This is a genomic window from Mycetocola tolaasinivorans (assembly GCF_003667565.1).
Classification (GTDB): domain Bacteria; phylum Actinomycetota; class Actinomycetes; order Actinomycetales; family Microbacteriaceae; genus Mycetocola; species Mycetocola tolaasinivorans.
In genome coordinates this window covers 306,074-327,874 of sequence record NZ_RCUX01000002.1, presented here as the reverse complement: position 1 = coordinate 327,874, position 21,801 = coordinate 306,074, and the positions used below count along the sequence as shown (strand labels likewise).

The 21,801-nt window shown below is 65.8% G+C and carries 23 protein-coding genes and 1 tRNA gene; 13 read left to right on the top strand and 11 right to left on the bottom strand.

All coding sequences use genetic code 11. From position 1 onward, the window contains the following. Positions 1-30 precede the first annotated feature (30 nt). Genes D9V32_RS03365 through D9V32_RS03355 form a run of 3 tightly spaced genes read left to right on the top strand, consistent with a single transcriptional unit; the run spans position 31 to position 3,270 of the window. Positions 31-1,041, top strand: a complete 1,011-nt coding sequence (locus D9V32_RS03365; protein ID WP_121647560.1) for a nucleoside hydrolase — start codon at positions 31-33, stop codon at positions 1,039-1,041. 40 nt (positions 1,042-1,081) lie between these two features. Beyond that, positions 1,082-2,050, top strand: coding sequence for a LacI family DNA-binding transcriptional regulator (locus tag D9V32_RS03360; RefSeq protein WP_121647481.1), 969 nt, complete (start codon positions 1,082-1,084; stop codon positions 2,048-2,050). Between the two features lie 8 nt (positions 2,051-2,058). Continuing rightward, a complete protein-coding gene (locus D9V32_RS03355; RefSeq protein WP_183086158.1) occupies positions 2,059-3,270 on the top strand; it encodes an MFS transporter in 1,212 nt (403 codons plus the stop codon). Between the two features lie 34 nt (positions 3,271-3,304). On the opposite strand, the gene D9V32_RS03350 is transcribed toward D9V32_RS03355, so the two are convergent. Further along, positions 3,305-3,631 carry a hypothetical protein gene (locus D9V32_RS03350; protein ID WP_147440381.1) on the bottom strand — a complete coding sequence of 109 codons (327 nt, stop codon included), beginning with the start codon at positions 3,629-3,631 and terminating at the stop codon, positions 3,305-3,307. A gap of 87 nt (positions 3,632-3,718) precedes the next feature. On the opposite strand from D9V32_RS03350, the gene D9V32_RS03345 reads away from it, so the two are divergent. The 3 genes from D9V32_RS03345 (at position 3,719) to D9V32_RS03335 (ending at position 6,415) form a co-directional block, all read left to right on the top strand. Beyond that, positions 3,719-4,300 carry a hypothetical protein gene (locus D9V32_RS03345; protein WP_121647478.1) on the top strand — a complete coding sequence of 194 codons (582 nt, stop codon included), beginning with the start codon at positions 3,719-3,721 and terminating at the stop codon, positions 4,298-4,300. 68 nt (positions 4,301-4,368) lie between these two features. After that, positions 4,369-4,686 carry a nucleotide pyrophosphohydrolase gene (locus tag D9V32_RS03340; protein WP_121647477.1) on the top strand — a complete coding sequence of 106 codons (318 nt, stop codon included), beginning with the start codon at positions 4,369-4,371 and terminating at the stop codon, positions 4,684-4,686. A gap of 10 nt (positions 4,687-4,696) precedes the next feature. After that, positions 4,697-6,415, top strand: coding sequence for a DNA/RNA helicase domain-containing protein (locus D9V32_RS03335; RefSeq protein WP_342772564.1), 1,719 nt, complete (start codon positions 4,697-4,699; stop codon positions 6,413-6,415). Between the two features lie 106 nt (positions 6,416-6,521). On the opposite strand, the gene D9V32_RS03330 is transcribed toward D9V32_RS03335, so the two are convergent. Both D9V32_RS03330 and D9V32_RS03325 read right to left on the bottom strand, forming a co-directional pair. Continuing rightward, positions 6,522-6,594 (bottom strand) — tRNA-Ala (locus tag D9V32_RS03330). Between the two features lie 149 nt (positions 6,595-6,743). Next, entirely contained in the window at positions 6,744-7,097 is a 354-nt protein-coding gene (locus tag D9V32_RS03325; RefSeq protein ID WP_121647475.1) for a hypothetical protein, read from the bottom strand. Positions 7,098-7,154: 57 nt separating this feature from the next. Between D9V32_RS03325 and D9V32_RS03320 the strand changes: the two genes are divergently transcribed. Then, positions 7,155-7,607 (top strand): MarR family winged helix-turn-helix transcriptional regulator, encoded by a 453-nt coding sequence (locus D9V32_RS03320; RefSeq protein ID WP_121647474.1) that lies wholly within the window; start codon positions 7,155-7,157, stop codon positions 7,605-7,607. 157 nt (positions 7,608-7,764) lie between these two features. Here the strand turns inward: D9V32_RS03320 and D9V32_RS03315 are convergent, their stop codons facing one another. The 3 genes from D9V32_RS03315 to galU all read right to left on the bottom strand — a co-directional run bounded on the left by D9V32_RS03315 (position 7,765) and on the right by galU (position 10,453). Continuing rightward, complete coding sequence (locus D9V32_RS03315; RefSeq protein WP_147440380.1) at positions 7,765-8,724, bottom strand: hypothetical protein; 960 nt, start codon at positions 8,722-8,724, stop codon at positions 7,765-7,767. A 167-nt stretch (positions 8,725-8,891) separates the two neighbouring features. After that, positions 8,892-9,545: a GNAT family N-acetyltransferase gene (locus tag D9V32_RS03310; protein WP_121647472.1), complete on the bottom strand. Its 654-nt coding sequence runs from the start codon at positions 9,543-9,545 to the stop codon at positions 8,892-8,894. An 11-nt stretch (positions 9,546-9,556) separates the two neighbouring features. Continuing rightward, positions 9,557-10,453, bottom strand: a complete 897-nt coding sequence (galU, locus tag D9V32_RS03305) for a UTP--glucose-1-phosphate uridylyltransferase GalU (RefSeq protein ID WP_121647471.1) — start codon at positions 10,451-10,453, stop codon at positions 9,557-9,559. A gap of 82 nt (positions 10,454-10,535) precedes the next feature. Between galU and D9V32_RS03300 the strand changes: the two genes are divergently transcribed. From D9V32_RS03300 to mscL, 3 genes are read left to right on the top strand one after another with little or no spacing between them, the layout of a single operon-like run. Continuing rightward, positions 10,536-11,120 carry a 5-formyltetrahydrofolate cyclo-ligase gene (locus D9V32_RS03300; protein WP_121647470.1) on the top strand — a complete coding sequence of 195 codons (585 nt, stop codon included), beginning with the start codon at positions 10,536-10,538 and terminating at the stop codon, positions 11,118-11,120. Between the two features lie 41 nt (positions 11,121-11,161). Continuing rightward, entirely contained in the window at positions 11,162-11,374 is a 213-nt protein-coding gene (locus D9V32_RS03295; protein WP_121647469.1) for an FmdB family zinc ribbon protein, read from the top strand. Between the two features lie 27 nt (positions 11,375-11,401). Beyond that, positions 11,402-11,881, top strand: a complete 480-nt coding sequence (gene mscL, locus D9V32_RS03290) for a large conductance mechanosensitive channel protein MscL (protein WP_121647468.1) — start codon at positions 11,402-11,404, stop codon at positions 11,879-11,881. Between the two features lie 78 nt (positions 11,882-11,959). On the opposite strand, the gene D9V32_RS03285 is transcribed toward mscL, so the two are convergent. From D9V32_RS03285 to D9V32_RS03275, 3 genes are all read right to left on the bottom strand, one after another. After that, entirely contained in the window at positions 11,960-12,190 is a 231-nt protein-coding gene (locus D9V32_RS03285; RefSeq protein ID WP_121647467.1) for a hypothetical protein, read from the bottom strand. Between the two features lie 38 nt (positions 12,191-12,228). After that, on the bottom strand, positions 12,229-16,017 hold the full coding sequence (locus tag D9V32_RS03280; RefSeq protein ID WP_121647559.1) for an AAA family ATPase: 3,789 nt from the start codon (positions 16,015-16,017) through the stop codon (positions 12,229-12,231). 87 nt (positions 16,018-16,104) lie between these two features. Beyond that, positions 16,105-16,839, bottom strand: a complete 735-nt coding sequence (locus D9V32_RS03275; protein WP_121647466.1) for an META domain-containing protein — start codon at positions 16,837-16,839, stop codon at positions 16,105-16,107. 166 nt (positions 16,840-17,005) lie between these two features. On the opposite strand from D9V32_RS03275, the gene D9V32_RS03270 reads away from it, so the two are divergent. Further along, positions 17,006-17,401, top strand: a complete 396-nt coding sequence (locus D9V32_RS03270; protein ID WP_121647465.1) for a phage holin family protein — start codon at positions 17,006-17,008, stop codon at positions 17,399-17,401. Positions 17,402-17,472: 71 nt separating this feature from the next. Here D9V32_RS03270 and D9V32_RS03265 read toward each other — a convergent pair whose 3' ends face one another. After that, positions 17,473-18,279, bottom strand: coding sequence for a YidC/Oxa1 family membrane protein insertase (locus tag D9V32_RS03265; RefSeq protein ID WP_121647464.1), 807 nt, complete (start codon positions 18,277-18,279; stop codon positions 17,473-17,475). Between the two features lie 84 nt (positions 18,280-18,363). After that, positions 18,364-18,690 carry a DUF6412 domain-containing protein gene (locus D9V32_RS03260; protein WP_121647463.1) on the bottom strand — a complete coding sequence of 109 codons (327 nt, stop codon included), beginning with the start codon at positions 18,688-18,690 and terminating at the stop codon, positions 18,364-18,366. A gap of 164 nt (positions 18,691-18,854) precedes the next feature. Here D9V32_RS03260 and D9V32_RS03255 point away from each other — a divergent pair, with 164 nt between their 5' ends. Together D9V32_RS03255 and D9V32_RS03250 are read left to right on the top strand one after the other, a co-directional pair. Beyond that, positions 18,855-20,441 carry an MFS transporter gene (locus tag D9V32_RS03255; RefSeq protein WP_121647462.1) on the top strand — a complete coding sequence of 529 codons (1,587 nt, stop codon included), beginning with the start codon at positions 18,855-18,857 and terminating at the stop codon, positions 20,439-20,441. Between the two features lie 52 nt (positions 20,442-20,493). After that, positions 20,494-21,765 carry a hypothetical protein gene (locus D9V32_RS03250; protein WP_147440379.1) on the top strand — a complete coding sequence of 424 codons (1,272 nt, stop codon included), beginning with the start codon at positions 20,494-20,496 and terminating at the stop codon, positions 21,763-21,765. Positions 21,766-21,801: the final 36 nt, after the last annotated feature.

Below are 21,801 nucleotides of genomic sequence, written 5' to 3'. Positions count from 1 at the left end.
CATCCATCCCCGATAGAAATGGACATCACCATGACCACTGCACACACCGAACGACGGGCCACGAGCTTTGTCATCGATAGCGACACCGGAAGCGATGATGCCGTCGCGATTCTGATCGCCGCGCTGACCGAGGGCTCCTCGATCAGGCTCATCACGACGGTGGCCGGCAATGTCGGCCTGGAGCGGGCGACCCGCAACGCGCTCTACACCCTGGATGTTGCCGGGCAGGCGCACGTGCCCGTATACCGCGGCGCAGCGAGCCCGCTCCTGCGTTCCCTTGAGACCGCGCAGAACATTCACGGTGAGGATGGGCTCGGCGATCTCGGGCTGAACGAGCCCACGGCGAGCGCCGCGGAGACCCCCGCGGTGCTGGCGCTGCTGGAGGTGGCGCGCACGGAACCCGGTCAGCATGCGCTCGTGACGATTGGGCCGATGACAAACATCGCCCTGGCGATCTCGATCGATCCGGACTTCCTGTCTCGTTTCACCCACGTCTACTGCATGGCCGGGGTGTCCGACTTTGTCGGAAACGTCACGGCTCTGGCCGAGTTCAACGTGTGGGTGGACCCGGAGGCGACCCGGATCGTGTTGAACGCGGCCCGTGCGGAGCAGGTCACCCTGGTGGGCTGGGATCTCTCGCGTAAGTGGGGTGTCATGCGGGATGAGGATCAGGCGGCGCTGCGGGCGGTGGGCACTCCGGTAGCCGATTTTGCCCAGCGCATCTGCGCGCGACTCGATGAGTATTCGCGCACGGAGGGCGGGCTGGAGGGCTATGACCTTCCCGATCCGATTGCCGTGGCACTCGCGATTGATCCCGGTATGGTGCTGGCGGACGAGCGTGCCCACGTCTCGGTCTCTACCGATGAGGCGACGCGCGGTGCACTCATCATCGACCGTCGGGTTCAGGCCGAACCGGCGAATGTGCGTCTGATCACCGAGATCGATGAGCGACGGTTTAAGGAGATTATGCTCGCCGCCTACGTCAGCGGGCCGGTCTCCTCAGCCTGGACCGAGTGGAACACGGCCGCGTCTCGTTCCTAATTCCGCGGAGGGGATGCCAGACTAGGGAGCAGGAGGCAGCGTGGCGAAGGCAGTAGACGTAGCACGGTTGGCGGGAACATCCACGGCCGTGGTCAGCTATGTCTTTAACGACGGCCCACGCCCCGTAGCCGCGGAGACGCGCCAGCGGGTGCTGGATGCGGCCGCTTCGCTGGGCTACGCGCCCAACCGGGTTGCCCGGAGTTTGCGTACCTCGCGCACGGATCTGGTGGGCGTGCTGGTGCCCGATATCACGGCCCCCTACTTCGCCGTTTTGGGCAAGGACCTGGAGCGTGAAATCGCGGGGCTCGGCAAGCTCACCCTGATCGGTAATACCGAGACTACCCAGTATCGGGAGGGTGATGCGCTCGAGGCGTTCCGTTCCACCCAGGTGGACGGCATCATCCTCGTGTGGTCGGATAACGACTACAGTGCTCCCGATCTCGGGACGACCCCGGTCGTGTATCTGTTTCACGCTCCCGAGGGATTCTCCGGCACGATGATTGCCGCCGATAACGAGGATGCGGTGGTGACCGCGGTCGAGCATCTGCGCGGCCACGGTCACACCGACATCCGGATGATCGCCGGTATCGAGGATCGTGGGCCCGTCGGCGAGCGCGTCAGCGCCTGGCGGCGGGCCATCGGCGACCCTTCGGCCGAGCCCCTGCGCAGCACCTACAGTAATGCGGGGGCTGCGGAGCTCGCCCGCGAACTGATGGATGCGGGCACCCTTCCCGCCGCGATCATCGCGGCCACCGATGAGCAGGCCATCGGCCTTCTCGCCGCGGCCTATGAGCGAGGCGTGCGGATTCCCGAGGACCTCGCGGTCATCAGCCTCGATGGCTCCCCCGCAACCGAGTTCACCGCCCCGCCGCTCACGGTCCTGCACCAGCCCACGGCGCTCATGGCGCAGATGGCCGTGCGGGCGATGACCGGGGCACCCCATAAAACTCTCATCCCCGCTGAACTCATTGTGAGAAGCAGCTGCGGATGCACTAAACACACAGAATAAGAGCGATCGTGACTTCACCTGGTTCCGAATCTTCCCGCGGGCAGATTCGGGAGATACTTGCCGTGCCCGGATCCCCGCGCACGATTCTTTTTTCCGCGCTCGGCCGGCTGCCGGTGGCGATGACCAGCATCGCGCTGCTCTTCTACATTCAGCGGTCCACGGGCAGCTTTGGCGACGCGGGACTGGTGAGCGGAAGCGCGCTCGTTGGGACCGCGATCGGTTCGGTTGTGCAGGGCCGCCTGGTGGATCGTCTCGGGCCGACGCGCACCCTCGCCACGGCCACGGGCATCTACGTGAGCGCCGCCGCCCTCGCGTTCCTCCTGGTGGAGTCCGGGGGCGTCCTTCCGGTGCTCATGGTGTGTGCCGCGGTGCTGGGGCTTGCCCAGCCCGCTCTGGGCACCGCCTCCCGGGCCATCTGGGCGCACCGGTTGCCGGCCGGCCCCGCTCGGGAGTTCGCGTTTACCTATGAGGCGATTAGCCTCGAGACCTTCTTTATCCTGGGGCCGGCGCTCGCCGCGATTCTGGCGTCCCTGGAGTGGGCGGGCACCGGTCTCGTGGTGGCGGTGGCGATGATGTCGGTCGGAACCGTGGGCTTCCTCACGTCGCCGCTCGTGCGCACCATCCCCCGTTCCTCGCAGCGTGGCCGCCCGCTGCTGCACATCATCGCGATCCCCGGGATGCAGACCCTGATTCTGGCGGTGCTGGGTTTTGGTATCATCATCGGTTTCGTGGAGGTTGCGGTGCCCGCGGTGGCGAATCTCGCCGGGGTGAGTGCTTACGGCGGCATCCTGCTGGGCCTCTGGTCGCTGACCTCGGTGGTGTTTGGTATCGCCTATGCCCGTCGGCCGTGGCCGCGCAGCTACGCGCACCGAGCTCCGGTTCTCCTGATCGGTTTTGGTGTGCTGGTGGCCCTCGTCGCGTTTGTGCAGGGCGGCCTCGTCGTGTTCACGATTGCGCTCATGGTCTCGGGCCTGCTGATCACGCCGCAGGCCACCCTGCACTCGCTAATTGTGGAGGCGGTCACCACCGAGGATCAGGCGGCGGAGGCGTTCGGCTGGGTACTCGCCGCGGTTACCGCGGGCGTGGCTATCGGCCACCTGAGCGCGGGGCAGATCGTTGAGGACTTCGGCCCCTCCGTGGCGCTCGCGTCCACGGTCATTCCCGCGGTGGTTCTGGGCGGGATCGTGGCTCTTCGCCGGCGAACGCTGCGGGGCGGGTAGCCCCCACCACCGTGGATGCTGTGCCTGCGCGGAATTACCGTTTCCGTCGACGCACCACCCAGCGCACCAGAAAGATCACGACGATCGACGCGAGCACGCACATCGCGATGAGGCCGTCTGAGTAGCCGAGGAAGGTCGTGAGCACGGGGTGCTGTCGCTCGATCTCGGGCGTGAACGTCCACCACACATCCCGAGAGCGCACGGCGCCGCCCACGACGTGCTGCTCCCCGCCCAGCGACCGCGCCAGCCCGGGCCGCACCAAGGCGTTCAGGATGACGCCGACCACCAGCGGCCCCACCAGGCACAGCAAAAAACCGAGGGTGGCGCGGCGGGATCGGGAGTCGGTTGTTGGCGTACTCATTGTGTCGATACCGTAGCATCTGTGGGGGCCCTACCATGTGCGTTGCGCTACGTGACGCGGGCCACGTTACCCGCTAGCATCTGAGCCATGACCGACACCAAACAAACGAAGACCATCGGTGAGCACCACGTCGCTGCGGAGCTTGCACGGCACGGCTGGGCACCGGCGATGACCCGTGATGGGCTTGAACGTACTGACATTCTCGCGGTTTTCACGGAGGGAGCATCGCGACGTCTCGTGGAGGTTCAGGTGAAGGCCGCCCGCGGTGCCAAAATGGAGAGGATCAGCTGGCCGCTTGGAGCAAAAGCACAGGGCCCCTCTCGTCACGAGACCGAGTATTTTGTCATGGTGGCGATTCCGGGCGACGTGCTTCTCCGGCCCCGAAGTTTTGTGGTGCCTCGGTCGCATGTGGCCGCAGCCGCCTGGGTTGAACACATGAACTGGCTTACCGATCAAACAGCTGCACCGGGGAAGCGAAACGCACCCGTGGAACGCTCCCGTGTTTCTCTTCGAACTTTTGAAGCGTATGAGGACCGCTGGGATCTCCTGCACGTTGACGAGTCAGAGGCACCTGTGTTACTTCCCGCGTATATACGGGATCTGGCAATGGATCCGCGCGTTGGCCTGCCTGCAGACCATTCATGGCACTCCTCGGTGCCGGTCTGGTAGCAACCGCCTATCCGTCGGTACGGTCCAGGTTCTGCGTCAGCGCCGCTTCGCGCTGATACATTATTCAAATGCGAGAACCTGAGACCATCGAGCTTCTCAAGGCGTTCATGAAGGAGCGCAACTGGGAACAGTTTCACTCACCAGAAAACCTGGCGAAGAGCATCAGTATCGAAGCGGGCGAACTGCTGGAGTGTTTTCAATGGGGCGATGGTGATGAGGATCGCGTTCAGGACGAGCTCGCTGACGTTCTCACCTACTGCCTTCTCCTGGCAGACAGGCTCGGAGTCGATATCGACGAGATCGTCCGTCGAAAGCTAGAAATCACACGACTGAAATATCCCGTGGAGAAAGCGTTCGGCCGGAGCGACAAATATGACCAGCTCTAGAATCGAACATGTGCGCCTCACCCCGGATGAGGTGCGCGCATGGGGATCCCGTAATCCGCTGCATCGAAACTGGCCCGTCGTCTACGTGCTGAACGATAGCAAGAGGGTTTATGTCGGCGAAACGCTCAATGCTGCGAGCCGCATGCGCCAGCACATGGATTCAGATGAAAAACGTGAACTTGATCGTGTGCGCATCGTCCTCAACGACAGGTTTAACAAGTCGGCAAGCCTGGACCTTGAGTCTTTTCTCATCAGAATGTTCTCGGGTGATGGCAAATATCAGGTGACGAACCGAAACGACGGGATTGTCGATGCCGAGTACTTTGATCGCGCTTCGTATCAGTCGTCGTTCGCCGAGTTGTTTGACGAGCTTCGAACCCAGGAACACCTGTTTACGCGCACGGTTCCGGAGATTATCAACAGCGATCTTTTCAAACTTTCACCGTTCAAGGCGCTCACTCAGGATCAGGCGGTCGCCGTCGAGGACATCCTCGAGGGTCTATTCACCGACCTGGAAAACGACCACGACAATTTGGTTGTTATCAATGGCAATCCGGGTACCGGGAAAACGGTCGTGGCGATCTACCTGCTCAAGCTTTTGAGGGATATTCAGCTGCATGATCCGCTGGAACAGTTCGATCAAGACTCCCTCTTCAGCGATTTTTTCACCGAGGGGCATGCGGAACTCCTGTCAGGTCTGCGAGTGGGAATCGTTGTCCCACAACAATCTCTTCGTGATTCCATCGCACGAGTTTTTGCGCTCACTCCCGGGCTTGACAAGGGCATGGTACTGTCGCCGTTTGCCGTTGGGCAGAGCTCTGAACGGTTCGACCTCCTGATCGTTGATGAAGCTCATCGTCTCAACCAGCGGGCAAATCAACCCTCGGGAGTCCAGAACAAAAAGTTTGCCGATATTAACACCACGCTCTTTGGGTACGACGATCCGACGCTCACCCAACTGGATTGGATCCGCAGGCAAAGCACCCATGTGATCCTCATGCTCGATGTGGGACAGAGCGTGCGGCCGGCAGATCTTCCAACGCACACCACAGAGGCACTTCTTAAAAATGCCTCGTCTCTCGGACGGCTCTATCGTCTACAGACTCAAATGCGTATTGCAGCCGATGAAGACTATGTGGGGTACGTTCGTTCGGTACTCAGTAACGATTCGACCGTGCCACCGAGTTCATTTTCAGATTATGATCTGAGATTCTTCGACGATTTGAACGAGCTACGTGCAGAGCTCGTTAAACGCGATGCGGAACACGGCCTCGCACGCCTGGTCGCGGGATACGCGTGGGAGTGGCGGAGTCGAGTAGCCCCGACGGAGTTCGATATCGACATCGATGGAGCACAGCTGAGATGGAACTCCACCGCGGTGGACTGGATCAACAGCGCCAATTCTCTCAATGAGGTCGGGTCAATCCATACCGTGCAGGGCTACGACCTGAACTACGCGGGTGTCATCATCGGCAAGGACCTTCGATTTGATCCCGTAGCAAACCGCCTGTTCTTCGATCGGGCAGAGTACTACGACAAAAAGGGCCGGGAAAACAACAAGCGGCTGGGGATCACATACACCGACGAGGATTTGCTCCGCTACGTACAAAACATTTACGCGGTGCTTCTGACCCGGGGAATCGCGGGCACCTACGTATATGTGTGCGACCCCCACCTGCGCGCTCACCTGCGCCGCTATTTCTCCAACGACGGCTGCCGGCAAGCTTGAAAGTCGACCCGCCACAGGCGTAGCGAGGTGTTCGCGACAGGATTTCAGGCGGTGACGTTCGCGCATGCGAAAGCCCCGAGTCGATAGACTCGGGGCTTTCTCTGGGTGGACCTAGGGGGATTCGAACCCCCGACCTCTTCATTGCGAACGAAGCGCGCTACCAACTGCGCCATAGGCCCTTGCGGTAGAAAAAAGCGTATCACGAGGAAAACGCCACACCGAATCAGCGACCGCATATGGCACGCACTGCGCACACGTACGCGAGTCGAGGGCCAAACCTACCGCAAGCACTGCGCACTAGGTGCGTGCGCACGTGGTCGCGCTAGTGCTACCCCGCCAGAACAACCCCGATCCCGGACAGGTGGCAGAGCGTCGCGAAGGCGGCGCCGCCGACCATCGTCCAAAGGCGGGTGCGCACGCCCGTGATGATGTCAACGATCTGGGCAATCGCGGCCACGGCCAGAAGCAGCGCGAGCGCCGGGGATGCCGGCATGATCCAGACGCCGATGGCTACCGCAATGCCGAGCGGCACCGAGCGCGCGCCATACATCACCGCGTAGAAGCGGTCGGCAGGCTTGTGCTCCGTGGGGGCGAGGGCTCGCGGGCGGAGCATCGCGGCGATGCCGAATCCCGAGGAGACGAGGGCCGCGGCCGTATTGAGAAGCGCCAACCACCAGAACATAATCATTCCAATCTAAATCATTCAGTACTGAACAATTCAGAATGATAGCATTAACGCATGGATTCCGAACAGGGTGCACTCTTCCTCGCCACGCAGGGCTTTCGCCTGGGGGTGATCGGCGCGCAGATCACGCAGTCATTCGCCGATCGGCTCACCGAACTGGACCTCACCTATAAGCAGGTGGGCCTACTGGCGCTCGTGGATGCCGGCCTGGCGTCCTCTCAGCGCGACATCGCGACCCAGCTGCACGTGGCCCCCAGCCTCGTCGTCACCCTCGTCGATCAGCTCGGCACCCGCGGTGCCGTGACCCGCGAGCGCAGTGCCACCGATCGCCGCATCCAGGTCATCGCCCTGACCGATATCGGTCGCGACCTCCTCGCGCAGAGCACCGCCATCGCCACCGAACTCGACGACGCACTCCTCGCCTCCCTCTCCCCCGACGGCCGCGCCGCGCTGCACGTGATCCTCGCCGAGCTCGGCCCACGCTTCCACGAGACGCACGACATCTAGCGCCCATCAATCCGCGCTAGCGACAATCAACCCGCGCAGAGCCACTCAGCGCTAGCGACAATCAACCCGCGCAGAGCCACTCAGCGCCGCAGAAGCCCCGTAAAACGCAGAACGCCCCCACCCATCGGGTGGAGGCGTTCCCGCGAAAGCGATGCGGTTAACCGGCGTTCCGGCGGCGTGCCAGGAGGTCAACCGAGAGGTCCTCACCCTGGGCGTACTCATCCACGACGCCCATCCGCGCGAACCGGCTAACCGGGCGCTCGGCGGGAGCGCCGGCAGGAGAATCAGAAGCTGCACCAGCAACAGGAGCAGCAGCAGCGCCAGCACGAGCAGCGCCAGACCCCGCCGCCCGCTCGGCCACGGCGGCCGGGGCGATCGACACGGGGGCCTCCGGGGCCAGCTCGGCGGCCCGCTCGGCCAGCACCTGGGCGAGGGCCGCGCGGCGCAGGGCATCCTGGGCGTCCTGACGGGCCATCGAGGCGGCCGCAACCGAACCCTCGGCGGAGTACAGGGGGGCGGGAAGTACCGGCGGGATCCAGGCGCCCGGGCGCAGCGGCTCGGCCTGCGGCACCGCGGTGGGCAGCGGATCGGCAAGATCACGCAGCGGCTGGGCGGCCACGGTGGAGGGTGCCGTCTCCTGCTCGAACACGGCCTCGGGAACCGCGACCATCGCGACCGGACGAGCGAGCGCCACCAGCAGCGAGACCCCGGCGAGCGCCATCACGGCACCCACGATCAGCAGCACGATCTGGCCGCCGCCGGCGAGCACAACACCGCCGGAGACCACGCCGATCAGGCCAATGGCGAGCGTTACCGTCGCCATGAGGCGTGAACGCTTACGTGCCTTCGCGCGCAGCGCCGTTAGCGGCGGGCGGGCGGTGAGCTCGGCGCGCAGCTGCTCGGCCTCCTCGAGGGCCTCCTGCTTGGCACGCTCACGAATCTCGGCCTGCACCTTGCGCAGGACCTTCTGCTTCTCGGCTACCTCGCGCGACGAAATCTCCAGGTGAACCTGACCGGGCATATCGGTGGTCTCCGCCAGCACACGCATGGTCTGCTGCAGGCGCACCGCGTTGCGCTCGGTCGCCAAATACTCGTTGCGGCGACGCCACGTTGGCACCAAATAAATGAGCCAAAGCACGGCGGCTACCGCGAAGACAACCCCACCACTCAAGATTCCACCCGGCATACACCCACGGTACGGGCGAATTACAAGAAATCGGTGCCGCACCGCGGGTGTGTCTACAAACACGCAGGAGATATTCCCCGTGCTCGGCGTGTTGCGGGTTAGAACTCGAGTGGATGCGCCGCCGCGAGTCGATCAATCTCGGGAATGTTCGCGACCGACTCATCCGCCAGGCCGCGCCGCCAGCGCGCGTACACGCCCTCGGGCACCTCCTCCGACACCACCGCAAAACAGAAGTGATCGCGCCAGTCCCCGTTGATGTGAATGTAACGCCGGCGCAGCCCCTCATAACGGAACCCGAGCTTGCGCACCACGGCCAGGCTCGGCCCGTTCTCCGGGCGGATACAGATCTCCATGCGGTGCAGCCCGAGCGCGCGGAACGTGTAGTCGGTGGCGAGCGCCACCGCGGTGGGCGTGATGCCCTTCCCCGCGAAACGCTCGGCAATCCAGTACCCCAGGTTCGCCGAGGCCAGGGACCCATAGGTCAGCCCCGACACCGTGAGCTGCCCCGCGATCTCCCCGCGATACTCCATCACCAGGGGCAGGCTCTCCCCCGCACGCGCCGCCGCGAGACGATCCTTGATCGACGCCCGCATATCCAGCGCATAGACACCGCGGGGGCTCGTGGCCTCCCACGGTGCCAGCCAGGAGCGGTTCCCCAGAAGCTCACGCTCCAGGGTGCGAGCATCACGCAGCTTTACCCCGCGCAGCAGCACATCCCCAGCCAACTGCGGCTGGAAATTCCACGTCCCCACCGTGGTGAGCCCTAGTCGTCGAGGCCGGCGACGAACGAACGCAGCCAGGGCTTCAGCTCGGCACCCAGATCCGCGCGATCGGTGGCGAGCTGCACGATGGCCTTAATGTAGTCGGCGCGATCACCGGTGTCATAGCGACGGCCGGTAAAGATGACGCCATAGACGCCACCCGCGATGCTCTCATCCGCAGCCAACTCCTGCAGGGCATCGGTCAGCTGAATCTCGCCGCCCTTACCCGGAGGGGTGTTCTCCAGAATGTCGAAGACCTCGGGGCGCAGCACATAGCGTCCGATAATGGCGAGGTTAGAGGGTGCGTCCTCGGGAGCGGGCTTCTCGACCAGACCGGTCACGCGGACGACCTCGGGGTCATCGGTGGCCTCAACCGCAGCCGCACCGTACAGCGAGATCGACTCGGCCGGCACCTCCATCAGCGCGATGATCGTGGCCTGACGCTTTTCCTGCTCGTCGATCATGCGCACCAGCAGCGAATCACGCTCGTCAATAAGGTCGTCACCCAGCATGACGGCGAAGGGCTCGTTGCCCACGTGACGCTTGCCACGCAGCACCGCGTGGCCGAGGCCCAGCGGGTCGCCCTGACGCAGGAAATGGATGTCGGCGAGGTCGTTGGGGTGCTCAACCGAGTTCAGGCGACCAGTGTCGCCCTTCTTCTTCAGGTTGATCTCCAACTCGGTCACCCGGTCGAAGTGGTTCTCCAGGGCGTTCTTATTGCGCCCAAGAATCATCAGGACATCGGTGAGGCCCGCATCGACCGCCTCCTCGACCACGTATTGAATCGCTGGCTTGTCCACGACGGGCAGCATTTCCTTGGGCATGGCTTTGGTGGCCGGTAGGAACCGAGTTCCGAGTCCCGCGGCGGGAATCACGACCTTATGAGTGCGCTTTGACATTCTTCCACCCTACCCATCCCGGCGAACGGGGAAAACCCATGCCACACCCCCAGCGCATCCGCGACGCACCTAGAATGGGGCTATGTCGTCTTCGGTAGATCACCAAAAGCGCGCGCTGCGAGCAGAACTTCGTGAGCGTCGCCGCAACCTGACCAGCACCGAGCTGGAAAACACCACCGTCGGGCTCACCGAGCACCTCCAGGAGCTTGTCACCCGATCTGGGGCAACCAGCATCGCCTGCTATCTTTCCCGCCCGAGCGAGCCAAACACCCGGCCGTTTCTGAACTGGGCACTCGAGCGCGGAATTCGCATCCTCTTCCCGATCAGTCGTGAAGACGGGCTTCTCGACTGGACAGTGGGCGAAACCGGCGAGGAAAGCGCCGGCCTCTTCGGCATCAACGAACCCATCGGTGAGCTGCTCGGCCCGATCGCGATCAACGATGTCGACCTCATCATCGTGCCCGCCGCCGCAATCGACCAGACCGGCATGCGCCTGGGCTGGGGCCGCGGCTACTTCGACAAGACCCTCGGGTCGATGGAGCGCTGCCCACCCGTCTACGCGGTCATCTACGATAGTGAACTGCGCGACTCGGTGCCCCAGGAAATTCACGACCGTCCGGTGAACGGCGTCGTCACGCCCACCCGGATCGCCGAACTCGGCAAATAACCCCGTTCTTCACCCCTCCCAACGAAACACAGGAATTACACGTGCCTCTCTACTCGTATAAGTGCACGGAGTGCGGTAACGCCTTCGACATCACCCAGAGCCTTTCTGACGCAACGCTGAACGAATGCCCAGCATGTGGTGGGAAGTTGCGTAAGCTTTTCGGCACGGTCGGTGTGAGCTTTAATGGCTCGGGTTTCTACAGCACCGACTCCAAGTCGGGCGCCTCCGGGAGCTCCGGCGGAGCCAAAAGCTAGCGAAACCACCATCTGAAGGGGGACCCTGTGATCAAGGGCTTCAAGGAATTTATTCTTCGCGGAAACGTCATTGACCTCGCCGTCGCGGTGGTCATTGGTGCCGCATTCACCTCGGTCGTCAACGCGATCGTCGAAAACATCTTCAATCCGATCATCGGCGCACTGTTCAAGGCCGACAGCCTCAACGCGACCTGGATCCTCTCGATCCCGACCCTCGACCCAGACAAGCCGGCCGAGGTGAAGATCGGTGCGGTAGTAGGAGCGATCATCTCGTTCCTGATCGTTGCCGTCGTAGTGTACTTCGTGTTTGTTCTGCCGATCAACCACTTCAAGAAGCGCGCCGACGCCCTGCTGACCAAGAACAAGGAGGCCGCCGCCGAGGAGGTCCCCGAGGTCTCGGCCGATGTCGCACTGCTCGCCGAAATTCGCGACCTGCTCGCGGCTAACGCGGACAACGCGGCGCTCGGTAACCGGCCGGCCGGCGGAAAGCACTCCGGCGGCGAATAGCCACAAAACAGGGAACGCGGCGACCGATTCGGTCGCCGCGTTTTTTATGTGTGCGGGAGAGCACCCGATGCCTCGGGGTTAGCGGGTGTGCGTGCCCCAGTGCGGCGGTACGTCCGCGCGCATGCGGGCATCGTTCCCCGAGTCTCCCGAGGTCTGTGCGGGCTTACCACCCCAGCCGGCATCGGAGTCCTCCGCGGCGCGGACCGCGGCCATCCCGGCCTGGGGCGAGGGATCGCTCCCGGGGGCCGGAGCGGTGCGGACGCGGCGCGAACCCGGCACCCGACGGATGGATTCAGGCGTTTCACTCATGAGTCCAGGGTACCGCGTGCGCGCCGGCTCGCACGTGGCTATACCTCGGCGGCTGGCTCCTGCTGAACGTCGGGCACACCGAGCAGCGCGGTGACCTTGGCGGTCACGCCCTCGGGGTCGGCAAACAGGTCGAAGGAGTGCACCCGCAGGTAGTGCCACCCCAGCCGGCGCAGAACATCCGGACGCAGTCGCAGGGACTCCCGCAGCGACTCGGTCGTCACCTCCGGATCGGACTCCACCGCCACGGCCTTGCCCTGATAGGAGGCCACCAGGGCGAGGGAACCGCGGTACCCCACCTCGACGTCCAGCCCACGGCGGTACAGCCGCTCCGCGAGATCCACCATCATCGGCTCGGCACCCTCGGTGTTCGGCGGTGCCGGTACGTGCTGCACGGGCTTACGCAGGATCTCGGCGAGCGCCGCGATGCCGTGGCTGGTGCGGGCCGGATCAATATCCTCCGGCTTGATGCAGGACACGATCACCATCGAGCGGCGCGCGCGGGTCATGCCCACGGCGAGCAGACGGTCGCCCCCGGGCTCGCCCAGCGCGCCGAAGTTCGAGAGCACGCGGCCGTGTGGGGTGAGACCGTATCCGAGCGAGAAGATCACGCGGTCGCGGCTCTCGGCCACGGACTGCTCGAGCGTCAGCACCGCAAACGGTTCGGCGCGATCGCGCAGAATAAAGTCGGCCAGATCGGAGTGCTGGGCAAACGCCGAGAGCACGGCCTGGTTCAGCCGGGTCGCGTGCTTCACGCTCGCGGTCACGACCATCAGGGATTCCCGGGGACGGTTGGCCGCGTGCTCCAGCACGAGGTTCACAACGCGCGACACCTCGGCATCCACGGATTCCACACCGCCGGTGTCCGGGTCGGGCATGCCCTTTCCGCCGCTCACGTAGTCGACCGTGAGGCTGCCGTGGCCGAGGAACGAACCCGCCCAGGGCAGGGATTCGATCTCGCCGTCGTAGAAGCGCTGGTTGACGAGCTGGCTGAGGTCTTCGCCGCCCGCACGGTAGCTGCGGGTCAGGGTGAGCGTCGGCAGCAGCTCACCCAGGCGGGCGAGGGCCGAGTCACCGTGCAGCGCCTCGATGTCGTACACGGGGGCCTCGTGCCGGGAGGGATCGGCGGCGGCCAGGGTGAAGGGCAGCGGGCTCTGGGTGACCGGGTCGCCAAATGCCACGACCTGCTTGGCCCGGCCGATCGCCGCGGCGTTTTCGGCGAGGGTCGTCGCACCGGCATCCACCAGGAACACGGTGTCGAATCGCAGCGAGTCCGGAATCAGGTGCACCTCGTAGGGCGAGGCCACCCACACCGGGGAGAGGATGCGGGCGAGGTGCGGTGCCTGCTCCTCGAGGGCGATCGGTTCCACCGTGGAGCCACGCAGCAGGTTTCGCAGCGCGGTCGCCTCGTCCGAGTGATCGACCAGGCCGATCTTCCAGGTGTCGCCGAGCAGGGTCGCGAGCTGGGCACCCTGGGCGGAAGCGTGGGCTTCGTCCACGAGGCGGAAGTCCGATTCGAGGCGGTCGATCACGCTCGTGTTCGCACCGAGCAGCGCCTTATCGGTGGCCAGCATGTACTCGAGGACGGACTGCCACCAGGCGAGTTCGAGCTCATCGGCCACGCGCTCCTCGGGTACGTGACGCACCGAGAGGTCGGTGATCAGCGGGGCGAGCCCCAGCTCCTTGAGCTCGGCGATCAGCGTGGTGCGCTCCTGCAGGTTCTCCATGACCTGGGAGTCGGCCGCGAGGCCGGCCATCAGGCGCACGAGTTCCTTGACCGGAAGCGCGACGAGGCGCTCATCCCGGGTGGTGCGGTGCAGCGGGCCGTCGAGGCGCGCCAGATCGTCCATCACGCGCTGGTAGGTGACCTGAACGTCCGCGATGCCGAGCGGCACCTCGGGCATCGCGCCGGTGGACACGTAGCGCTGCCAGAGCACGCGCTGTGCCTGGATCCGGCGCAGGGAGTCCTCCATGTCGGTGATGTGCACGCCCGGGCGCACATACTCGCGAGCCAGCTTCTTCAGCCGGCGACGGTTCGCGGCGTTCATCGAGGGTGAGTCGCGGCGCGCGCTGTGCGCACTGATGAGCTCCTCCAGGGAGCGATCAAACACGCTCGGGGAGAACTTGTCGAGGGTGTCGCGCAGATCGAGCAGCAGACGCAGGTACACGCCGAGTTCCTCAACCGACTCGAACGGTCGCATCCGGGTGTGCCCGATGAGGTCGTATCCGCGCTCCAGCAGGCGCGGCAGCTCGGTGCGGTTGAGCTTCTTTGCGAGCGCGTGGGTGGCCTTGGCCTCCGCTGTGGTGGCAAAGGTGGCCCCGTACCAGGGCGAGTCTCCGGGACCGTACTGGAACTCGCCGAGCGCCGCGGCGGCGGCGAGCTTCTGCGAGATGCTGCGACGGTCACCGGCAAGGTTTCCCATCGAGGTGGGAGTGAGCCGGGCGGCGGTGCTCGGCGGGAACGGCAGGTTACCGAGCCGCGTCAGCGATTCGAGGGCGTCGATGACCGACACCCGGAGGGTCGGTTCCACCCGGGAGAGCGCGCCGCGGTAGTCGAGGAGCACGCGGCGCAGACGCACCAGGGCGTCATCAACGTCGGCGATCTTCGGGGCGACGGCCTTTTCGTTGCGGGAGATCGCCTCGATGAGGTCGCGGCGCACCGTGGTGGGGCCCACCGAGAGCCCGGGCAGACCGACCTTCGCGAGGCGGTGACGAATACCGTCGAGGCCCGAACGGCGCGCACCCACGACGAGCACCCGCTTGTGCTGGCTCACCAGTGAACCGATCGCGTTGACGGCGGTCTGGGTGCCGCCGGTACCGGGCAGCGTGCGCACGATGATGGAGTTGCCGGCGGTGATCTGGGCGATCACGTTTTCCTGCTCGGCATCGGCGTCCAGCAGCAGGGTGTCGGTGGTGGGCGGGCGTTCGTCCTGCCCCACGGCGTCCACCGGGAGGAACAGGCTGTCCACGAGCTTCTTGGCCCCGCTGTCACCGGCGAGTGCCTCGAGGATCGGGTGCTCGCGCGACTCCACGTCGCGGGCCAGCGCCGGTCCGATGTCGGCAAAGGTCGACACCAGCAGGCGCGGCTGCACGGTGAACCAGTCGAGTCGACGGGTGATCCCGCGCAGCTCATCGATCACCGGCTGCGGCTGGAACACGCCCTTCGCGACCGAGAGAGCCTCGAACGCGGCGGCATCCAGGCCGATACCAAACTGCTCGCGCATGGCACGCACAAGCTCGGGGTTCATGATCGAGCGACCCTTGAGCTTCAGCTCATAGTCTTTGCCGTAGCGGCGAATCGCGACCGGACGCAGCAGCACCGGCGCGCAGTAGTCGACGCCCTCGTGCCGCCACTGGGCCAGGCCGATCGCGAGGTGCACGGCCTCGATGCCGCGGACGGTGCGCAGCTCGACACCCTTGGTGGTGATGACGTCGGCGGCGGACTTTGCCCGGCGCAGCGCAAGCTCGTCGCGGATCAGGTTCGACAGCAGCGTCGAGTGCCCGGTGATGAACTGCGGCAGGCCCCCCGGGTGGGTGGACGAGAGCTCGATGCGGGTGCGCGGCTCATCGGTGAAGAACAGCAGCGGCGAGGTACCGCCGACGTCGCGAATCTGGGCGATCCACCGCGCGCGTTCGGCCGCGGGGTCTACCGGCGGCACCGGGGCGACCGGAGACGCGGTGACGCTCTCCGCGGGTTCGTTTTCGCCCGGAGTATCCGGGCTCACCGGGGAGCCATCCGGGCTTGAGGTCTGCGCGCCCGGCGCGCTCTGGTCAGCCACGAGCCCGGCAGTGGGATCGTGTTCTTCTGAGTTCTTGTCGAGCGGCCACACAATCCACACTTTAGGCGTTTTTTTGCGTCTTCGGGGGCACCCTGTCCGGGTGTTGGCTGGAAAACACCGTTTTCCAGGGTATTTTCGCTATCCGCGAGCCAAACGACCGAGGATTTTGCCGGCGGAGTCCTGCACGACCAGTTCGGCGGGGGTGACCGTCGCGGTCTTTGCGAGGGACAGCCAGGTGTCGACGTTCTCGCAGGCCATCCGGGTGGAGGCGAGCGGGTCAAAGCTCAGGGTGTCTCCCTCGATGGTCCAGGTGCCGATCAGGGCGTTGCAGCCATCGTTGCCGCTGAGCTTGCCGCCGGCCTCGAGGTTCAGGGCCGGGACCTGGCCGGTACCCGGGGTCTCGGCGACCCAGCTGCCGGTCACGTCGGCGGCACTCGAGCCGCCGGCGGCACCCGCATCGGGGCTCGGGCTCGTGACCTCCCCGCGGACCACCGTTGCGAGGGTCTTCTTCTTGTCATCCTGCAGGAGAACGTTTGAGCCCTCGACGCGGATGCGGGTGGACTGCGCAAACAGGCTGGGCAGCGCCTCCCCCTCGCAGGCGATCAGGGTGCTCGGCCCCGCGGTGACCGAGAGCGTGCCGCTCGGGGTGACCTTCCAGGTGCCGGAGGTGCCGTTGCAGCCGTCCGAGCCCGTCCAGGTGCCATCATCGGCGAGGGTCAGGTGGGGCTGCGTGGAATAGATGGTGGTGGGAACCCAGGTTCCGACGAGGTCCTTTTCGCTGGGTACCGAGCTCGAGCCGGGCCCGGAGGCGCAGGCGGTGAGGGCGAGCGCAGCCAGGGCGATCACGGGCAAGAAAGCGTGGCGAGCGGACATCGTGGTGCCTTTCGTCGGTGGCCGCGCGAATCCCCGGTGCGCGGTGGTGCCCACAGTTTATCGAGCCGCTGATCGATCTGGAAAGGCCCGCGTTTGGGCGCTGGACGCGGAGCGGCGACCTGCCCTAGATTGAGGGCATCATCACTCACCCTCAGGGAGCCCGGAAATGGTCCGTTTTCTTATCCGCACCGCCATCAACCTCGCAACGGCGGCGCTCGGCCTGTTGCTCGCCGCCTGGATCATTCCCGGGGTGACCATCACGGCTTCGGGCTTCATCGTCGCGGTGATCATCTTCACCCTCGCACAGGCGATTCTCACGCCCTTTATCTTCAACATCGCGCGTAAGTATGCCTCCCCCATCATCGGCGGCATCGGGCTGGTCTCGACCTTCGTCGCGCTGTTTGTGGCCTCACTCTTCCCGGGCGGCCTGCACTTCGAAAACCTCGCCGCCTGGATCCTGGCACCGGTTCTGGTCTGGGTGGTTACCGCGCTCGGCGGCTGGATCCTCGTCGCGATCTTCCTGAAGAAGCGCACCGAGGGCTCGGGCAACGCCAAGCGCTAGCCACGCGCAGCACCGCACACGGCGGGCCGGGATCCTGAGGATCCCGGCCCGCCGTTCGTATATCGCCCGCGCTAGGCGGGTACTACCTCCGCGTTTCCCGATCCGGCCTGCGCCTCGCGGGCACCGAGGATGCGGCGCAGCAGGAGGCGCTCACACAGCGTCCAGGCGGTGGTGATGGTGAGATAGATCGCGGCGGCGAGCGGCACGATCAGGGCCATCACCACGGTCATGTAGGGCATCCATCGCATGATCCGGGTGAGGCCGCTGAGGTCGGGCAGCGTCGGCTGGCCGGGTACCGGTGCCGGCGGGGTAGGCGGCGGGTCCTGGGGCAGCAGCAGGTATCGGCGCTGCAGCTCGGCGACTCCGGCCATCACGAGGACAAGCAGGACGTACACGGTGATGCGTGGCCAGGCCTCGCCCGAGCCGAGCAGGGTGCCGAGGTTACCGCTGAGCGGCAGCCCCGCCATGGTCTCGCTGAGCAGCGTGTTTGGTGCGCCGTGAATCTCGGGTTTGATGAACAGGCCGTAGATGGCCGAGAGCACCGGGATCTGGAGCAGCAGCGGGAGGCAGCCGGCCAGCGGCGAGGCCTTCTCGGTCTGGTAGAGCTCCATCAGCTTGCGCTGACGCACCTCGGGGTTTTTGTACTTCGCGTTGAGGGCGGCGATTTTCGGGGCGAGGCGTTTGCGGGTGATCTCGGCCTTCACCTGGGATCGGCCGACCGGGATCAGGGCGATCCGGACGAGGATGGTGAGGAGGGCCACGGCGAGTGCCGCTCCCGCCTCGGGGGCGAGCGGGGTCACGAATTCGTGGAGTCGGGAAACGAGCCAGTAGGCGCCATCCAGCAGGAGGGCGATCGGCCCAAAGGAATAGAGGTCCATGAGGGGTCCAAAAGGGTAGGAGTACGGGTGGAATCGCTGTTGGATTCCCCGTTCTCCTGCAGGAGTGAACCGCGGAGGAGCGCGCTAAGCGGGCACGCTAAAGCGCGCGTTCGAAGCGACGGCGGGGAATCCGAGGATCCCACCCGGCGCTCGAGGACGCGGTTTTCCCGAGGTGTTCGGGTTGCTCTGGCTGGGCAACCGACGCACGTTTCGCGGGTCGCGCACGCGCGTACGCGTGGCGGTATCCACCATGAAGCCGATACTCGGCAGCGCACGAGCGGCGACCACCGCGAAGGTGAACAGCAGCAGGCTGGCCACACCGGTGGTGGCGAGCATCGTGAAGCTCTGCGCGTGGACCACGTGTTCGGCAATCGCGGTAAAGAACTGCGCGAGGAAGCTCAGCAGTGTCATGCCGTCTCCCTTCGCCGTGTGTCTCTGGTCAAGTGTAACCGGTCGGCGCGCCACCGTGGCCGTCAACCGAACGGTTGACGGCCGGTCACCCGGATGGACGCTGGTGGGCGGGGGCCGCGGGGAAAAGACTGGGAGGGTCAGAATTTCCGGCTCTAAGGATCCCGATGTCACCCTCAGTTTCCACCGTCAACGCGACCGCGACCGCGGCCGGCCCCGGCTCTCGCCTGCTGCGCATCGGCCTGATCATCGCGGTCTCGATGACCACGATCGATCAGACCATCGTGGCCCTCTCCGCGCCCACCATTCAGTCCGAGCTGGGCCTCAGCCAGGACGGCCTGCAGTGGGCCGTCAACTCCTACCTCCTCGCGACCGCCGCGTTCTTCCTCCTGGGCGGGCGCCTCGCCGACCTCTTCGGGCACCGCCGCATGGTGCTGCTCGGCATCATCGGGTTCGCCGTCAGTTCATTCCTCTGCGGTGTCGCCCCCACCGGCGACCTGGCCGAGCCCTGGCTGATCGGTGCCCGCGTGCTCCAGGGGCTCTCCGGTGCCCTGATGTTCCCCGCCGCGGTGGGCCTCGTGGTGCAGTCGGTGCCGCGCGAGGGGCGCGGGCGGGCCATGGCCACGTTCTTCACCATCACCGGGGCCATGACCGCGATCGGCCCGATCGCCGGCGGCTACCTCACCCAGTGGACCTGGCGTTCGATCTTCTGGGTCAACATCCCGCTCGCGATCATCGCGCTCGTGCTGCTCATGCTTGGCCGCCGGGCCGCGGCGCTCACCCCCTCGGCCCCGGTGCGCGACCGCCGCATCGATGTGCCCGGGGCGATCCTCGTGGCCGCCGGAATGTCCCTCGTGATCTACGCCCTGCAGCGCTTCGGCGAGCTGGGCTGGGGCACCACCTGGATCTGGGTCGTCCTGGCCGCGGGTATCGCGGTCCTCGGTGCGTTCTTCTGGTGGCAAACCCGCGCGGCCGCGCCGCTGCTGACCCTGAGCGTGTTCCGCAGCCGCGGTTTCAGCGTCTCGGCCCTCGCGGTGATGATCGCAAACATCTCGTTTGTGCCGATCTTCTTCTTCCTCAGCGTGTACGGCCAGCTTTCGCTCGGCCTTACCGCCTCGGTCACCGGTCTGCTGTTCCTGAAGCTCTTCCTCGGTTTTGCGCTGGGTGCCCGGATCGGCTCGCGCCGCTACGACCGCCGCGGCATCCGCACCGTGCTCCTCATCGGTGGGCTGGCCGGTGCCGCCGGCTTCGCCTGGCTCGCTCTGGTGGCCGGCAATCTGAATATCGACGGCTTCTCCTTCTTCAACCCGCAGACCGCCCCCATCGCCCTCGCCGGCTTCGGAATCGGTTTCATGCTCACCGCCGCGAGCACCGACGCCATCAACCAGGCCCCGAACACCGGCTACGGCGAGGTCACCGGCATCACCCAGACACTCAAGAACTTCGGTGGCGCACTCGGCATGGCCGTGATCGCGAGCATCGTCAGCGGGCGACTCACCACCCTGCTCACCGACTCCCTCGGTAGGTTTGGGGCGAGCCCGAGTGATGTCCAGCACGTGGTCAACCAGGTCACCGGTGCGGGCTCGGGCCAGGCGTCCTCGCTTCCGTCCGGAATCCCCGCTCAGGCCGCGAAGCAGATCCTCGAGTGCGTGAAGCTCGACTACGCCCACGCCGCCCAGTGGGGGTTCACCGCGATGGCGATCGCGATGGGGCTCCTGGTCGTCCTGGCCCTGGTATCCCCGAGAAAACGCTGAGCGGAACGCCCCGCGTACCGCGCTCGGCCGTGTTCCGGGTAGCGTAGGGAAAATGAGTGCTATTCAGCGGCGGGTGCCGCGTCGTTTCCACCCCGGTGGTGCCACGCGCGGTGGCCCGCTGCTGATCGCCACGATCGCGGGAGCGCTCGCCCTCGGCGGGTGCTCCCCGCTGGGCGCATCGGGAGACCTGGGTGCCTACACCGATGAGATCCGTGACATCCCCGGGGTGACCCTGGCCACCGGGACCGAACGGACCGGCAATCATCTCTCCCGGGAGACCACTCTGCACGTCGAAATGGATGCCCGCGCCGACGTGTTGAACGCGGTGCGGTCTCGGGTCTGTCAGGCCGGTGCGTTCTCGGCCCAGACCACCGAATACGTGGTCGCGACCGCACACACCCGGGTGAACTGGTCCGTCTCGGGGTGCCCCGACCTGGACGTTGACCCAATCGCGATCGCCACGGCCGCCGAGTCCACCGGCATCACCGCGGCCATCACGCTCAGCCGAAGCGATCGAGTCGCGGCGCGAATCACCGAGACCGCCGGGCTGGCCCAGACGCTGCCCATCGCGCGGGCCATCGCCCCCGCGCTCGAGGATGCGCCCACACTCCTGAGCGGAGACGGCGTCGAGGTGCACGCGGAGAACCGCGCCGAGCTCACCCGGGTTCTCGAGGATTCCACCGCGGTTTCCGCCGAACGGCCGATCACCGCGCTGCAGTACACCGACGTCCTGATGCTCGCACTCCCCGCGGGCGGCGACCCGACGGCGGTCAGTGCCGCGTTTGAGGCCCGCGATCCCGAGGCCGCCGCGGCACACCCCGTGGTGATCGTGCCCGGCACGAGCATCGCCCCCGCGGAGTCCGAACGGCCAGATACCACCGCGCTCGTGGCCTGGCTGGGCGAGCGCGGTTACGCGACCGAGGCGGCCACGAACAACCGGGTGAGCGTAGCGCTGCCAAACATCGACACCGTCGAGACACTGAGTGCGGAGATCGCCGAGCGCAACACCGGGCGCGCGGCCGTCTCGCTCACGGTGGCCGCGCAGGGCCCCGGGCAGCCGGCGTTTACCACCGTCCCGCACCCTGCCTTCCGCGCACTCACCACCCGAAACAACCCGTATCCGGGCTATGCCGATCTCTACCGGGCGGCCACGGCGAACGGCCTGGCCACCGCCATCGAGCTCTCCCCCACCAGCCTGCGCGTCACCACGGCTTCCGAAGCCCCCGCCGGGGAAGAGGAATCAACCCTGCTGTTCCGGCTCGCCCAGGAGCGTCAGATCCCCGAGGTGTACCTCAACGGCCAGCCCCTCGTGGTCTCGCCCTAGGGCCCGCCCACACGCCAAAACGGCGGGCCCCGAGGA